This window comes from Amycolatopsis sp. A1MSW2902 (genome assembly GCF_017312175.1).
GTDB lineage: Bacteria > Actinomycetota > Actinomycetes > Mycobacteriales > Pseudonocardiaceae > Amycolatopsis > Amycolatopsis nivea.
The window spans coordinates 562,078-577,066 of record NZ_QJPO01000001.1 but is presented as its reverse complement, the minus strand read 5'-3'; the positions used below and the strand labels follow the sequence as shown (position 1 = coordinate 577,066).

Annotated in this window: 16 protein-coding genes; 14 read left to right on the top strand and 2 right to left on the bottom strand. The window is 67.9% G+C overall.

Annotated elements, in window-relative coordinates:
• Positions 1-587: 587 nt before the first annotated feature.
• The 8 genes from DMP23_RS02685 (at position 588) to DMP23_RS02650 (ending at position 7,030) form a co-directional block, all read left to right on the top strand.
• Positions 588-1,247, top strand: coding sequence for a GntR family transcriptional regulator (locus DMP23_RS02685; protein WP_037814835.1), 660 nt, complete (start codon positions 588-590; stop codon positions 1,245-1,247).
• Positions 1,244-2,056, top strand: coding sequence for a carbon-nitrogen family hydrolase (locus DMP23_RS02680; protein ID WP_337820062.1), 813 nt, complete (start codon positions 1,244-1,246; stop codon positions 2,054-2,056). Before DMP23_RS02685 ends, DMP23_RS02680 begins: the two co-directional genes overlap by 4 nt.
• Complete coding sequence (locus DMP23_RS02675) at positions 2,053-2,712, top strand: DUF2848 family protein (protein ID WP_238607326.1); 660 nt, start codon at positions 2,053-2,055, stop codon at positions 2,710-2,712. The genes DMP23_RS02680 and DMP23_RS02675 overlap by 4 nt, the downstream gene beginning before the upstream one ends.
• Positions 2,712-4,172: a 4-hydroxyphenylacetate 3-hydroxylase family protein gene (locus DMP23_RS02670; protein ID WP_037814842.1), complete on the top strand. Its 1,461-nt coding sequence runs from the start codon at positions 2,712-2,714 to the stop codon at positions 4,170-4,172. Before DMP23_RS02675 ends, DMP23_RS02670 begins: the two co-directional genes overlap by 1 nt.
• Positions 4,169-4,513, top strand: a complete 345-nt coding sequence (locus DMP23_RS02665; protein ID WP_043840232.1) for a cupin domain-containing protein — start codon at positions 4,169-4,171, stop codon at positions 4,511-4,513. The genes DMP23_RS02670 and DMP23_RS02665 overlap by 4 nt, the downstream gene beginning before the upstream one ends.
• Before the next feature lie 55 nt (positions 4,514-4,568).
• Entirely contained in the window at positions 4,569-5,087 is a 519-nt protein-coding gene (locus tag DMP23_RS02660; protein ID WP_037814847.1) for a flavin reductase family protein, read from the top strand.
• A gap of 108 nt (positions 5,088-5,195) precedes the next feature.
• Positions 5,196-6,536 (top strand): MFS transporter, encoded by a 1,341-nt coding sequence (locus tag DMP23_RS02655; RefSeq protein WP_337820061.1) that lies wholly within the window; start codon positions 5,196-5,198, stop codon positions 6,534-6,536.
• Between the two features lie 47 nt (positions 6,537-6,583).
• Positions 6,584-7,030: an isochorismatase family cysteine hydrolase gene (locus DMP23_RS02650; protein ID WP_337820060.1), complete on the top strand. Its 447-nt coding sequence runs from the start codon at positions 6,584-6,586 to the stop codon at positions 7,028-7,030.
• A gap of 33 nt (positions 7,031-7,063) precedes the next feature.
• Here DMP23_RS02650 and DMP23_RS02645 read toward each other — a convergent pair whose 3' ends face one another.
• Both DMP23_RS02645 and DMP23_RS02640 read right to left on the bottom strand, forming a co-directional pair.
• The gene (locus tag DMP23_RS02645; protein WP_337820059.1) at positions 7,064-8,044 is read right to left on the bottom strand and encodes a biotin-dependent carboxyltransferase family protein; all 981 of its coding nucleotides are present in this window, start codon (positions 8,042-8,044) and stop codon (positions 7,064-7,066) included.
• Complete coding sequence (locus DMP23_RS02640) at positions 8,041-8,994, bottom strand: 5-oxoprolinase subunit B family protein (protein ID WP_337820058.1); 954 nt, start codon at positions 8,992-8,994, stop codon at positions 8,041-8,043. Before DMP23_RS02640 ends, DMP23_RS02645 begins: the two co-directional genes overlap by 4 nt.
• Before the next feature lie 182 nt (positions 8,995-9,176).
• Between DMP23_RS02640 and DMP23_RS02635 the strand changes: the two genes are divergently transcribed.
• The 6 genes from DMP23_RS02635 (at position 9,177) to DMP23_RS02610 (ending at position 14,988) form a co-directional block, all read left to right on the top strand.
• Entirely contained in the window at positions 9,177-10,700 is a 1,524-nt protein-coding gene (locus DMP23_RS02635; RefSeq protein WP_337820057.1) for a PucR family transcriptional regulator, read from the top strand.
• Between the two features lie 477 nt (positions 10,701-11,177).
• Positions 11,178-11,885, top strand: coding sequence for an acetoacetate decarboxylase family protein (locus DMP23_RS02630; protein ID WP_238607320.1), 708 nt, complete (start codon positions 11,178-11,180; stop codon positions 11,883-11,885).
• Between the two features lie 23 nt (positions 11,886-11,908).
• Positions 11,909-13,405 carry a YHS domain-containing protein gene (locus tag DMP23_RS02625; RefSeq protein ID WP_134663557.1) on the top strand — a complete coding sequence of 499 codons (1,497 nt, stop codon included), beginning with the start codon at positions 11,909-11,911 and terminating at the stop codon, positions 13,403-13,405.
• 11 nt (positions 13,406-13,416) lie between these two features.
• Positions 13,417-13,671, top strand: coding sequence for a toluene-4-monooxygenase system B family protein (locus tag DMP23_RS02620; RefSeq protein WP_238607319.1), 255 nt, complete (start codon positions 13,417-13,419; stop codon positions 13,669-13,671).
• Positions 13,672-13,681: 10 nt separating this feature from the next.
• Positions 13,682-14,005 carry an MmoB/DmpM family protein gene (locus DMP23_RS02615; RefSeq protein WP_238607318.1) on the top strand — a complete coding sequence of 108 codons (324 nt, stop codon included), beginning with the start codon at positions 13,682-13,684 and terminating at the stop codon, positions 14,003-14,005.
• Positions 14,002-14,988, top strand: a complete 987-nt coding sequence (locus DMP23_RS02610) for a toluene monooxygenase (RefSeq protein WP_337820056.1) — start codon at positions 14,002-14,004, stop codon at positions 14,986-14,988. Before DMP23_RS02615 ends, DMP23_RS02610 begins: the two co-directional genes overlap by 4 nt.
• Position 14,989 lies beyond the last annotated feature (1 nt).

Genomic DNA, 14,989 nt, shown 5'->3' with positions numbered 1-14,989 from the left:
AGGAACCGTAAGCGGCGGGTGATCATGGTGCCAAGAAGGCACTTTTCGGGTAGGTGGTGAGGGCGAGGTGACCGGCTTACCTGGCGGATGAAGGGGCCGCCTTTTGATCAGCGGATCCCGTGCAGTCGCGCTGGGCGAGGCGGGATCCCCTCGGTCGACGCGCCGTCATCGGTGCTTAGGCAGCGGCGGGTGCCGTCGTCACGGATTCGCCCCGGCCAGGGGTGACACATCAGGGCAACCGCGTCGGGGAGGTGCCAGGGCAACTGCGGTTACAGGACGTTGCGGCGGAGGCACGAGGGCTACCGCGGTGACAGGACGTTCCAGGCGACAAGCCAGGGCGTCGCCCCGACGTCCAGCACGACCCATCACGGCGCCAACACGACGTCCCGCGCGGGCCTATCGGGACCACCGCCCCCCAAGTCGCCTCCCCGACAACACGCACCCTCCTCCGCGAGCGAGCCCGAGCCCCCCCGGGGCAACGCGACCCTCCTCCGCAAGCGAGCCCAGTCCGCCCCACCCGGCACACCCGCTCAACCTCGGCAAACACCCCTTGCCCACCTGCCATGCGTGATGTATACATCTTGTCCATGAGCAGTGTACGACAGGCTGGGCGGGCCGGGTCCGCGCAGGACGTCACCTATCGGTTCCTCAAGCAGCGCATCGCCGAGCTGCCTCGCGACGGCGGGACGTTCCTCACCGAATCGGAGGTGGCCGAGGCGGCGGGGACGTCTCGGACGCCGGTGCGGGAGGCTCTGCTGCGGCTCGAGGCCGAGGGGTTCCTCGAGATCGTGCCGAAGAAGGGTGCGTTCGTGCCGCCGATCTCCGACGCGGAGGTGCGGGCGGTGATGGAGGCGCGCGAGCTGGTCGAGGACTGGTGCGTCCGCAAGCTCGCCGAGCGGGTCGACGAGACCTTTCTCGGCGAGCTGGACGACATTCTCGCGAAGCAGCGCGAGGTGGTGGACGAGCCGGTGCGGTTCATCGAGTTCGACCGTGCTTTTCACCGGGCGATCGTGCGGCGGGCCGGGAATCCGGTGCTCGCCGAGTTCTACGAATCGTTGCGGGAGCGGCAGGTCCGGATGGGGTTGCGCGCGGTGGCTGGCAGCGAGACCCGGGCGGGCACGGTGCTGGCTGAGCACGCGGCGATCGTCGAAGCGTTGCGCGGTGGCGAGCCGGAGGTGGCTGGGGAGGCGCTCGCGAAGCATCTCTCCAGCACGATGACGGCACTGCGGGTCGGGGAGCGGCTGTGAAGGTCGCGTTGGTGCAGCTCGCCAGTCCGCCGGACGAGACGGCGGCGGATCGCCGGGTGCGGGCTGGGCAGTTGGTGGAGTCCGCGCGCGGGGCTGATCTCGTGGTGTTGCCGGAGTTGTGGGCGGCCGGGTATTTCTCGTTTGACGCGTATCCGGACGAGGCGGAATCGCTTGACGGGCCGACGGTCGCAGCGGGGCGCGAGTGGGCGCGGAGCCTTGGTGCGTATGTGCATCTGGGCAGTTTGGTTGAGCGGGACGCGGCCGGGCGGTTGTTCAATACCGCGGTGTTGCTCGCGCCGGACGGCACGATCGCGCATACCTATCGCAAGGTGCATGTCTTCGGATATGCCTCGCGTGAGGCGGAATTGCTTACGCCGGGCGAAACGCTCAGTGTCGCGGAAACGGAACTCGGGCCGATCGGCGCGACGACCTGTTACGACCTGAGGTTTCCCGAATTGTGGCGCGGGCTGGTGGATCGCGGCGCGAAGACGGTCGTGGTCCCGGCTGCGTGGCCGGCGGCGCGGCGCGAGCACTGGCGGATGTTCACGTCGTGCCGGGCGGTGGAGGAGCAGGTCCTGGTGATCGCGGTCAACGCGGCCGGCACCCAGCACGGCGGCGTCGAACTGGCGGGTACCAGCCGGATCGTCGATCCGTGGGGGACTGTGCTGGCCGAGGCGGGCACCGGCGAGGAAGTGCTGCGCTGCGAAATAGACCAATCCATTGTGGACACGGTCCGGGCGGAGTTCCCGGTGCTGGCCGATAGGCGGTGGCCGGTGTCCACAGCAGACTTTACGGGAGCGGGAGTATGAGCACGATTGCCCTGCACGTCGCGGGAACCGGGGAGGAACTGGCGTTCACTCCGGCGCGGCTGGTGGTGGCCGGGTACACCGGGAGCGACGAGGCTGCGGTCGAGGAGCACATCGCGGAATTGGCGGCGATCGGGGTGCCGCGGCCGGAAACGGTGCCGGCGTTCTACCACCTGGACACTGGATTGCTGACGACGGAGCCGGTGGTCGGGGTGAGCGCGCCGGGGACGTCCGGGGAGGTCGAACCGGTGCTGATCCGGCACCAGGGGCGGTATTTCCTCGGGGTCGGGTCCGATCACACCGACCGCGACCTCGAGCGGGACGGGGTGGCACTGTCCAAAGCGGCCTGTCCGAAGCCGCTCGGGGAGGTGGTCGCCGAGCTCGGGACCGAAGTGTCCATTCCGGACTGGGACCACGTCGTCGCGGACTCCAGTGTGGACGGATGCCCGTACCAGAAGGGGGAACTGGCCGCGCTGCGGCATCCGGCGGATCTGCTGGACCGGCTCGGTCCGGTCGAAGGCGATTTCGCGCTGTACTGCGGCACTTTGCCGTTGCTCGGCGGCGAATTCACCTACGGCGCGTACTGGCGCGTCCACTTGGAACTGCCCGGCGGCCCGACCCTGACCCACGCGTACGAAACGAAACAGAGGAGCGAGTGATGCGCAGCGGAGCCGACTATCTGGCCGCACTGAAAGGCCCCCGGCGGATCTACCTCGACGGCGCGCCGGTCGAGGACGTCGCCCACCACCCGGCGTTCGCGCCGATCGCGAAGACCATCGCGGAACTCTTCGACCTCGCGGCCGACCCGGAATCCGGCATCTCGGTCACCGACCCGGCGTCCGGGTCCACAGTGAACCGTCTGTTCACGCCGCCGCGCAGCCGGGAAGACCTGAAGGCGTACCGCGAAGCGGCGACCACCTGGGCGCGGCACACGCACGGCTGGGTCGGCCGCAGCCCGGACCACGTGGGCGCGTTCGTCGCGGCGTTTTCCGCGCATCCGGAGGCGTTTTCGCAAGGGGAGCGCGACTTTTCGGCCAACATCGCCGCGTACCACAAGCGGGTGCTGGAAGAGAATCTGTACGTTTCGTATGCGATCATTCCGCCGCAGGTTTCGCGGGCGACGACCGCACACGCCTGGGAAGGCGACCTGATCCAGGCGGGAGTCGCGGAGGAGCGCGAGGACGGCATCGTGATCCGCGGTGCGCAGATGCTCGCGACCGGCGGCGCGGTGGCCGACGAGATCTTCGTATCTTGCATTAAACCGCTCGGACCGGAGGATGCTGACTTCGCGCTCGGATTCGCGGTTCCCGTTGACGCAGAAGGACTTAAGCTCTACTGCCGCCGTCCGTACGCGCCGGCCGCCACGAGTGAATACGACTATCCGCTCACCTCGCGTTACGACGAAACCGACGCGCTGGTCGTCTTCGATGACGTCTTCATTCCGTGGGACCGAGTGTTCGTCTACCGCGATGTAGCGGGATTGCGGCGGCAGTTCTTCGACACCGGCGCGCACGTGTTCGGGAACTGGCAGGCGCAGATCCGGTTCATGGTGAAGACGCAGTTCATCGCCGGGCTCGCGCGCAAGGTCGCGGCGGTCAACGGGGTCGACAAATTCCCCGGCGTGGTCGAGAAACTCGGTGAGCTGGCTAGCCTCGCGTCCATTGTGGAATCGGCGGTGCTGGCAGCGGAGTACACCGCGGAGCCGGACGAGAACGGCATGTGGCGGCCCGGTTCTCGCGCGGTGTACGGCGCGATGGGGCTGCAGGCCGAGTTGTACCCGCGGCTGCTGGCGATCCTGCGCGACCTGGTCGGCGGCGGCGTGCTGCAGGTGCCCTCCAGCGTCGCGGACCTGACGAACCCGGAGACCCGCGCCGATATCGACAAATACATTTACAGCCCGTCCGCGCCCGCCGAGGAGCGGGTGAAGCTGTTCAAACTCGCCTGGGACGTCGTCGGCAGCGAATTCGCCGGACGGCACCACCAGTACGAGATGTTCTACGCGGGCGCGCCGTTCGTGGTGAAGGGCTACGCCTTCCGCAATTACGGCTTCGACGGCGCGCTCGGCGACATCGACGCCTTCCTGTCCAGCTACGACCTCGACGGAGCAATCACCCGATGAGCAAACCGGAACACGAATTCTTCCCGGTGACCGACGTCGCCTTCACGGTGTGCCCGGGCGACGACCCGAAGATCACCGAGCGGATTCTCGCGAAGGATCCGGAAACCGGTGTGGCGACGCGGATCCTGCGGTACGAACCGGGTGCCGATTCGACGCCGATGGGCGTGCAGAAGCACGATTTCTGGGAGGAGGTCTACATTCTTGAGGGCTCGTTCACCGACCTCACGCTCGGCCGGACGTTCACGGCGGGGATGTACGCCTGTCGTCCGCCGGGCATGCCGCACGGCCCGTGGCGGACCGACGAGGGGGTCGTCACGTTCGAGGTCCGCTACCCCGCCTGAGCCCGTTCGGGAGCGGCGGTCACGGGACCGCCGCTCCCTTCGCAAGGAGAACGTCATGATCACTTCCTCGGCCGAGGTCGACCCGATGACGATGCGCCGCACGATGGGGCGTTTCGCGACCGGCGTCGCGGTGGTCACCACCCGGGCGGCGGGGGTGCCGCACGGGATGACCGTCAACTCGCTGACGTCGGTTTCGCTCGACCCGCCGCTGCTGCTGGTGTGCCTGACGACCGGCGCGCGCAGCACCGACGCGGTCGTCGAGGCGGGCCGGTTCGCGGTCAACATCCTGTCCGCGCGGCAGGAACAGCTCGCGCTCCGCTTCGCCCGTCGCGGCGAGGACCACTTCGCCGGGCTGGAGGTGACCGAGGGCCGCCACCGCGTGCCGGTGATCCCGGACGCCTTCGCGCACCTCGAATGCGACGTCGAACGGCATCTGGTCGCCGGCGACCACGTGGTCGTGTTCGGGCACGTGCGCAGCGTGTGCGAGCGCGACGGCGACCCGCTGGCGTTCCACGGGGGCCGGTTCGCCGACGTCGCCGACCGGGCCAACGAGCCCGTGCACTGGTTCTTCTGAGGCAGTTCCCAGGGGGGAGCACGCCTCGGTGGCTGCGCCAACAGCCACCGAGGCTTCCGGCATCAGCACTTCATCCGCGTCACGGACCCTCCGACCACAGGAGCCGAAATGGCCGATACCTCTCGCGAACGTAACAGAAAACGCCCGCACACGCGGCTGGGGGTGGTGGCGGCGTCGAGTCTCGCCGGCACCGCCGTCGAATGGTACGACTTCTTTCTGTACGGCACCGCGTCCACTTTGGTCTTCAACAAACTGTATTTCCCTTCGCACGACCCGTTGGTCGGCACGGTGCTCGCTTTCGCCACCTACGCCGTCGGATTCCTGGCCCGTCCGCTGGGCGCGGTCGTGCTCGGCCATCTCGGCGACCGCAAGGGACGACGTTCGACGCTCATCGCCAGTTTGCTGTTGATGGGTGCTTCGACGTTCTTGATCGCTCTGCTGCCCACTTACGAAGCGGTCGGTGTGCTGGCACCATTGCTGCTCGTCGTCTGTCGCCTGGTGCAAGGATTCGCGCTCGGCGGCGAATGGGGCGGGGCCGTGCTGCTGGTGTCCGAACACGGCGGCAGTGCGCGTCGCGCATTCTGGTCTTCGTGGCCGAATGTCGGGCCGCCGCTGGGGAACCTGCTTGCTGCCGGTGTGCTGGCGGTGCTCGGCGCGGTGATGCCTTCGGCGCAGTTCCTTTCTTGGGGCTGGCGGATCGCGTTCGGCTTGTCCGCGGTGCTGGTGTTGATCGGGTTGTGGCTGCGGCTTTATGTCGCGGAAACTCCGTTGTTCAAGGAAGCGCCGAAGCCGAAGGGGCTGCCCGCCGGTGTGGTGGTCCGCAAGCATTGGCGCAGTGTTTTGCTCGCCGCGGCAACGCGTTTCGGGGAGAACGCCGGGTTCTATCTGTTCTCGTTGTTCGTGATCACTTATGTCACGACTGTGCTCAAAATGGACAGTTCGGTCGGATTGACGGCGGTGCTGGTCGGGCAGGCTTGTGCGGTGGTGACGATTCCGCTGTTCGCCCTGCTGGCCGACCGGATCGGACGACGGCCGATCTACGTGGTCGCCTCGGTGGCGACGATCGTGTGGGCGTTCGTGTTCTTCGCACTGGTCGACACGCGCAGTCCTGGATTGATCACGATCGCGGTGGCAGGCGGGTTGCTGATCTTCGCCGCGTACAGCTCGGTGATCGGCGCGTTCTTCGCGGAATTGTTCCCCACGGAAGTGCGGTATTCCGGGGTTTCGCTGGCGTACAACCTGGCGTCGGTGCTGGCTGGTTCGCTCGCGCCGATCATCGCGATCGGGCTGTACGCGAAGTTCGGCACCGGATATGCGATCGGGGTCTATCTGGCGGTGATGGGTTTGATCTCGCTGGTGGCCTCGTTGCTGGCGAAGGAGACGAAGTCGGTCGATCTTGGTTCGGTGGCCGGGAAGACGGAGGAGGAAGCCCGTGCATCCGTTGACTGAGTATCTGGCCGGCCTTCGAGATCAAGCCCGAGGAATGCGCGCTGGTCGTGGTGGACCTGCAGGAGGATTTCGTCCGGCCGGACGGGCCGATGCGGGAGCCGGAGGCGTATCGGCAACTGCCGAGGGTGCAGGCGCTGATCGAGGCGTGCCGGGCAGGCCGGGTGCCGGTGCTGTACACCGAGCACACGATCGCGCCGGACGTCGCACACGATTTCTACGCGTTCTGGCCGCCGATCGCGAACGGCGCGATCGCAGAGGGTACGCCCGGAGCCAGGCTGTACCGCGGGCTGAAACCGCGCGCCGACGAACGCGTTATTTCCGCGAAGCATACGTACAACTCCTTCGCGGGCACAGATCTGGACTACGCGTTGCGGTGCCAGGGAGTTCGGACGTCAACGCGACCGACAACGCCGAAGCGCACCGCGCCGCCCTCCGCACCATTCGGCGCGGGTTCGGCCGGGTCATGGACCACCAAGCGATCATCGCGGCCCTGAGCGAAGGCGACACCCTCCACCGCCAAGCACTACTCAAGACAGCGCCTTGACGTCCAGCAGCTGATTGACATGCGCACTGAGCGCCGCCGCCTGGTCCAGGTCGATTTCCCGGAACGTCACGGTGTCCCGGCCGGGCCGGAGCTGGCCGACTTTCCACAGCGAGGCCGACGCGACGGTGGCGATCACCGCGAAACCGCCGGAGGTGTTGCTGTCCGGGCCGAGCACGGTGAGCACGTCGCCGTACGCCAGGATGCCGCCGGGCGGGTAGCTGGAGTCCAGGAGGTTCGACGGGTGCCCGCCCGCCACGTCGCCGGACGGGCGGGCCCAGCGGAAGCGGTGCGGGTTGAACCGGATGCCGACGCGGTCCGAGCTCAGGTCGCAGCGCCAGGACGCGGCGAGGAAGTCGGCGAAATCCTCCGCGGTCAGGAAGTCCGGGTCGGCGTGGGGGCCGCGGAGGATTTCGATTTCCCAGGCGGTCGGGTAGGTCGGGCGCAAGGAAACCGGGAGACGGCGCGGCCGGGAAGGAGGCGCGGGGAAAGTGTCCAGGATGTCCGCGCGTTCCAGGGCCCGGCCGTCGAGGCCGCCGATGCCGGCGAGCAGGAACGTCGAGCGGGAACCGAAAACCTCCGGTACCGCGATGCCGCCGGACAACGCCAGGTACAGCCGGTGTCCGGGGCCGCGCAGGACCTCGCACGCCAGGACGTCGCCGGTTTCCACGGGCACCGATTCCCATTGCGGGATAGGGGATCCGTTCAAGGTCACGGCGGTTTCCGGGCCGGTGACGGCGATCCGGCCGGGGGCGAGGACGCCTGCTTGGAACCGGCCCAGCGGGATTTCCAGTGCGGCCGCGCCGGGGCGGTTGCCGACCAGGAGGTTCGCGAGGCGGAAGGCGAGCGAATCGACGGGGCCGGAAGGGAAGAAGCCCAATGACTGCCTGCCGCGCCGGCCCGGATAGTCCTGCACGGTCGTCTGCAGGCCGGGTTCCAAGACTTCCAATGCCGCGGTCTGCGTCACGGGATTTTCACCAGTTCCTGCGCGGCGACCCGGTCCGCGCGCCGTTTGGCCGCCTCGGCCGCGACCGCCGGGTCGGCTTGGACCGCGAGGTGGTCGGCGACCGCGTACCGGCCGGGCTCGATGTCGTAGTCGTAGCGGCCCTCGAAAACCTGCCTGCGCAATTCGATCAGCTCGGCCTCTTCGACGCGGTAGAACGAGATCCGGTCGCCGGGGTGGATCAGGATCGGGTCCGCGCGGTGTGCGCGCGGGCGGCGGACGAGGTCGCAGATCGGCAGTGTCCGGCCGAAAAGCTGGTACGAACCCGGCGATTCGATCGGGTGGATCACCAGGCACGGGCCGCCGAACGCGACGGCGCCCTCGGGCGTCCAGGAGCGCGCCGGGTTGTATTTCGGGGCGACCAGTTCGGAGCGCGGGTCGAGAGGGAGCAGCGACGGCAGGCCCGGGTAGAAACCGGTGAACGCGTTCCACCACTCGGATTCCAGGATCCGCGCGTACAGCGCCTCGCGGTTCGGCAGGCCGTTCGAGCGCACGAGGTAGTCGACGTTGTTGCCGTCGACGACGTTCGGCGCGTCCGGGCGCGTGGTGATCTGGTAGCGCTCCACGGCTTCCCGCGACGTCGAATCGTCGAACGCGATCGGCAGTTTCACCCGGCGGCTCGGCAGCACGAGCGAGCCGGGCTCGGGGATTTCGCGGTGCAGCCGGTCCAGCGCGGCGATCACCTGATCATGCTGGATCGTTTCCGGGTCGTAGTGCACGAGCAGCGAACGCAGTCCCGGCGCGACTTCCAGCACGCCGCGCACCGGGTTTTCCTCCAGCCGCCGGGCCGAGGCGTGCGCGAAGAAGTTGAGCCCGAGGTCGACCGGCAGCGGCGGCCCGTACTCGACGAGCAGCGCGCGATCGCCCGCGGTCCGGTACGTGACGTCCGGCCGGGACGGGGCAGCTGCGGGCATCGGGATCTCTTTCCGTTGTGCCGCCGGACATCCGCCGGGCGGGGAAGTCCGATCGGGACGGTTTCTACCTACCGGCGCCGGGTTTTGTCCAGAGCGTTGGTTCGTCCGGGTGGCGATCGACCGGCGGCCGGGCGGGCCGCCGGTTACACTTCCGGCCGCCCGATCCGTCCCCGGGAGACACCATGCCGCTTACCGTCCAGATGCTGCTCGAACGCGGCGAACACGGTCTCGAACTCGCCGCCGAAGGCTCGCCCGGGGCGGTGGACCGGGCGGTCACGTGGGCGTTGATCAGCGAGCTGCCCGACCCGTCGCCGTACCTCGAGGGCGGCGAGCTCGTGCTGACCACCGGGTCCCGGCTCGCGCTGGGCGAAGCGGCCAGCCGGGAGTACGTCGATCGGCTCGTGGCCGGCGGTGCGGTGGCGCTGGGATTCGGGGCCAGTTCGTTCTATCAGAACGTGCCGCGGCCGCTGGTCGAGGCGGCCGGCGAGGCCGGGTTGCCGGTGTTGGCGGTGCCCGCGACGACGCGGTTCGCTGCGTTGAGCCGGCTGGTCGCGGGGCATCTGTCCGATGAGCGGCAGCGGGAGTTGAACTACGCGGTTTCGGCGCAGCGGGATCTGACGCGGGCTTCGTTGTCGCCGTATTCGGCGCGGGCGATTGCGGAGCGGCTTGCCAAAGCGGTGCGGGGATGGACGTTGCTGCTCGACGCTGCCGGTGGGTTTCGGGCGGGTGTGCCCGCGGCGCGGATGCATGTGGCGCGGGTGCGGATCGAGTTGCCTCGGCTGCGGGATCGCGCCAATTCGGCGAGTCTGAGCATGACGATCGCGGGGGAGTCCGTGGTGGTGCTCCCGCTTGCTGTGCGGGGACGGGTGCAGGGGTTTCTCGTGGTGGGGCGGTCTACGCCGCTTACTACCGCGGAGCAGGCGATCGTGACTACTGCGGTGTCGTTGCTGTGCGCTGAGTTGCACAGTGCGCGCGGAGTGTTGGACAGCGAGCGGCAGCATCGGCTGGCGGTGTTCAAGGCTGCGGTGGCGGGGGATGTCGGACTCGCCACGGCGATCGGGGAGGCGCTGCACACGGATTTTCCGGAGGGGGATCTTCGGGTCGCGATTCTGGGGGTTCCTTCCGGGCATGAGCGGGAGTTGCTCGAGCATGCCGAGGGAGATCACGGGTTGCGGAGTTTGCGTGCGTTGGTCGCCGAGTGGGAGCGGGGGCGGGTAGTGGTGTTGATGCCGCCTGCCGAGGGGGATACGCGGACGTTGGAAGCGTTGTTGCGGCGGATTCCGTTGGCTCGGGGGGCGGTGAGCGATCCGACGCCGCCTGGGGAGCTGGCCGCTGCTTGGGAGCAGGTTCGGTCGGTGTTCACCAGTTCTCGTGGCGGTGCTGGGGTGCTGACTTGTGCTGGGGACGTGGCTACCAGCGGGTTGATGCGATTTCTCGACAATGACGAGGTTCGGGGGTGGGCTCGGGCGTTGCTGGAGCCGGTTACGGACAAGACCGGGTCGGCGAAGATCGATTTGCGGCATACGTTGCGGACGTTTTTGGCGCATAACGGGCAGTCGGATGCTTCGGCTAATGCGTTGGGGATTCATCGGCATACGTTGCGGTACCGGATGGGGAAGGTGGCGGAGGCGTTGGGGCGGGAGGTGGATGATCCGGCTGTTCGGGCGGAGTTGTGGATCGCGTTGCAACTGGATGATCAGTTGTGATTCGGCTCGTCGCCTGGCGGCGACATTGCTTTTGAGGGTTGCGTGGGGCACCCCGAAGCTTGATTGTGCTGACGGTTCGGGGGTGCTTGTCAAGGCGGGAAAGATGCCTTGACAAGCACCCCCGAACCGCAGATGCGCTTCGTATCGGGGTGCGGGGGAGGGGCTGGGTGCCTCGATCGTTGGGTGCACCGGTGCGGTTTTGTGGTCGTGAGGGGAACCCTGAGGGAATCTGGTTCCGTCAGGGTTCCCCTCACGGCGTTGGGGGGGGGCTTGACGGATTCAGAAGCGTCTCGGGTGATCGCGTTGCGGGTGGCTGACCTGCGTTGACGCGGGTGGGTGCTCCGGTTTGGCATTCCTGGCTCGGTCGTTGTCCAACTTGCGCACTATCCGGTCACGGGTGTGTCGCGCAGTCTTTGGGGCACCGCTTCGAGCTGAGGGAGCGGGGCAAGTTCAACGGTGAACCTGGAGGCAACCCCTATGGGCACGTCGCTGCATCCGCCGCAGCTGGTGACCGGGTCGCGGACTCTCTACCTCGTCTGGGTACCTGAGGATCCCGACGGCGTCGCGGAGCTCGTTCCGGCGGGACTCACGCCGGCTGCTGATCGGTCGTGCTACATCAACCAGTATGTGGTCGAGGGGGACGCTCAGACGTCGGCCAGCGAAGGGGACGACGCGTTCGGTGCGTATTCCCTGACGTATCTCGGCGTGAATCTGTCCGGCCTGGACACCGAGGCGGGCGTTCCGGGGCGGTGGTGGACCGATTACCACAACAGTTCCGAGCCGATGATCCGTTACGCCCGCGAGCACGGCGTTCCGGCGGGGGCTCCGGGGGAGACGACGCTCGATCTCGACGGGGACCGGCTGGTCGCCACGACGTCGGTCGAGGGGCGGCCCGTTATTCGCACTACCGCGCGTCTCGCGATAGGCACGCCGCAGCGGGTTACCGGGCAGTTGCGGTACATCACGAGCCGCGGCGGCGAGTTTGTCAGCGGGCGTTATGCCTACGTCGCTGACATCGCGGAGGAATTCGCTGTGGAATCCTTCGAATTCCTCGACAAAGAGCATCCCGTCTACCGGTTGCGGCCTGCGCACCCCTTGCAGGTGACGTTCGGGTTCTACTCCCCGTCCATGTCCTTCGTCTACCCCGGCGGCGAGGGGCCGCTGGGTTCCGAGCACGGCAGCTAAAGAAACCACAAGGAGCGACCCGCATGGCTCTGCTGGACCGAGCACAGTGGTACGACATCGCCCGCGACACTCAATGGACTCCGCGCTACGTCACCGAAGCGGAGCTGTTCCCGCCGGAACTGTCCGGCGGCGAGGGATTGCCCGACGAGGTGTGGGCTACCTATGACGAGCCGTACAAGGTGAGCTATCGCGAATACGTCGACATTCAGCGGCAGAAGGACGCCGGGGCGTATTCGGTGAAGGCCGCGCTCGAACGCGCGGATTTGTACAACAAGGCCGACCCGGGCTGGATTTCCATTCTCAAGGAGCACTACGCGGCCGTCGCGCTGGTCGAGTACGGCGCGTCGTTCCAGGAGTCGCGGTTCGTGCGCTGGTCGAAGGCGCCGGGCATGCGCAACATGGCGACCTTCGGGATGCTGGACGAGATCCGGCACGGGCAGATCCAGCTGTACTTCCCGCACGAGTACGTGAACAAGGACCGCCAGTTCGAGTGGTCGCACGCGGCGATGTTCACCGACAACTGGGTCACCCTCGGCGCACGGCATTTCTTCGACGACGTGATGATGACCCGCGACGCCGTGTCGACCTCGATTTTCGCGAACTTCTCGTTCGAGACCGGGTTCACCAACCTGCAGTTCATCGGGCTCTCCGGCGACGCGGCGAAGGCCGGGGACTTCACGTTCTCCAAGCTGATCCAGAGCATCCAGTCCGACGAGGCCCGGCACGCGCAGCTCGGCACGCCGCTGCTGCAGATGCTGATCGAGAACGGCCAGAAGGACGAGGCGCAGAAGAAGATCGACATCGCGTTCTGGCGCTCGTACCGGCTGTTCACCATTCTCTCCGGAATCCCGATGGACTACTACGTCCCGCTGGACGTGCGCGAGGCGTCCTTCAAGGAATTCATGGAGGAATGGATCGTCACCCAGTTCATGCGCTCGCTGGAGGATCTCGGCCTCTCCAAGCCGTGGTACTGGGACATCTTCCTGCGCGACATCTCCGAGCACCACCACGGCCAGCACCTCGGCACCTACTCGTGGCGGCCGACGCTGTGGTGGGACCCGGCGGCGGGCGTCAGCCCGGAGGAGCGCGACTGGCTGGAGGAGAAGTACCCGGGCTGGAACGACACCTTCGGCAAGGTGTGGGACGTCCTGATCGACAACTTCGCCAACGACCGTCCGGAAAAGACGGTGCCGGGCACGCTGCCGATCATCTGCAACGTCTCGCAGCTGCCGATCGTCGGCACGCCTTCGCAGACGCTGCGCGACATCTCGCTGGTCCACGAAGGACGGCGCTACCACTTCGCGTCCGAAGTGGACAAGTGGATCTTCGAGGACGACCCGGAGCGCTACCGGCACCACAAGAACCTGGTCGACCGGTTCCTCGGCGGCGAGATCCAGCCCGCCGACCTCGGCGGCGTCCTGGAGTACATGGGCCTCGGCTCGGTCGGCCCCGGCGGCGACGACGCGCACGGCTTCTCCTGGGTCGACACCTACCGCAAGCAGCTCGTCAAGGCCGGCTGAAAGGAACGCTGATGGCCACCATTCCGCTCGCCGTGCACTTCGACGGCGACTTCGTGCTCAAGCTGCTCCCCGCGGACAGCGAGCACACGATGGACGAACTCGCCGCCGCGGCGGCCGAGAACTCGGTCGGCGTCCACGTGCCCGACCAGCCCGGCCGGACGCTGCGGGTGCGCCGCCAGGGCGAACCGCGGCCGTTCGAGCGCACCAGCACCGTCGCGGCGGCCGGTCTCGAGCCGACCGAATGCGTCGAAGTCTATTTCGAGTGAGGAGGACCGGATGAGCAGCACCGAACCCATCGCCGACCCGGTCGGCCCGGTCCTCCAGGTCGGCGAGGTGGCGCGTGCCGTCGCCGACGCCGCGGTGACCGACAACCCCGGCTGCCGGGTCGACATCCGCGACCGCGGTTCGTACGTGCGGGTCGAGGTCGAGGGCGGCGAATGCGTCCTGCGCCGCGAGACCATCGCCGAGGAGCTCGGCCGCCCGTTCAAGATGTCCGAGCTGGAGCTGATCATGCCCTCGTTCGTGGGCCGGATCGAGACCGGCGGCGACGTCTTCCGCTTCTACCTGGGCACGTCCGCCCGCAAGGAGGCCCTGTCGTGAGCACCCCGCTCAAGCCGCTCAAGACCTGGGGGCACCTCGCCGCCCGCCGGCGCAAGCCGAGCGAGTACGAGATCGTCTCCACCAACCTGCTGTGGCACACCCGCGACCCCGAGCAGCCGTGGGACGTCGGGCACACCGGGTTCATGGCGGATTTCTACCGCCGCTACCGCAACCAGAGCCCGATCACGCACCCGGACTGGAACGCTTTCCGCGATCCGGACGAGCTGGTGTACCGCACGTACAACATCCTCCAGGACGGCCAGGAGTCCTATGTGGACGGCCTGCTCGACCAGCACGACGCCGAGGGCCACGACCGCGGCCTCTCGCCGGAGTGGGTCGCCGTGCTGGCCCAGCTGTACACGCCGAGCCGGTACCTGCTGCACACCGTGCAGATGGCCAGCGCGTACCTCGTGCACATGGCCCCGGCCAGCACCATCGCCAACTGCGCGGCGTTCCAGGCCGCCGATTCGCTGCGCTGGCTGTCCAATGTGGCCTACCGCACCGCGGAGCTGCGCCAGGCGCATCCGACCGCCGGGTTCGGCGAGCGCGAACGCGAGCTGTGGGAGGAACTGCCCGCCTGGCAAGGATTCCGCGAGCTGATGGAACGCCAGCTGACCACGTTCGACTGGGCGGAAGCGTTCGTCGCGCTGAACGTCGTGGCCAAGCCGGCGCTGGACGAGATCGTGCTGCGCCAGCTCGGCGTCAGCGCCCGGCGGCACGGCGACGTGCTGCACGCGCTGCTGGCCGAATCGGCGTTGCGGGACAGCGAGCGGTCGCGGCGCTGGACCGAGGCACTGGTCAAGCAGATGTCCGAAGTGGACTCAAATGTGCCGCGGCTGCGCGAGTGGGTCGCGAAGTGGCAGCCGCTCGCGGTCGCCGCGATCGAGGCGTACGGCGCCGAGGTGGCGGAAAACGCCGAAGCGGCGGAGAACGCGATCGGCGCGGTCCGGGCGTTCCAGCGGCAGCTCGGCATCGGAGGCTGAA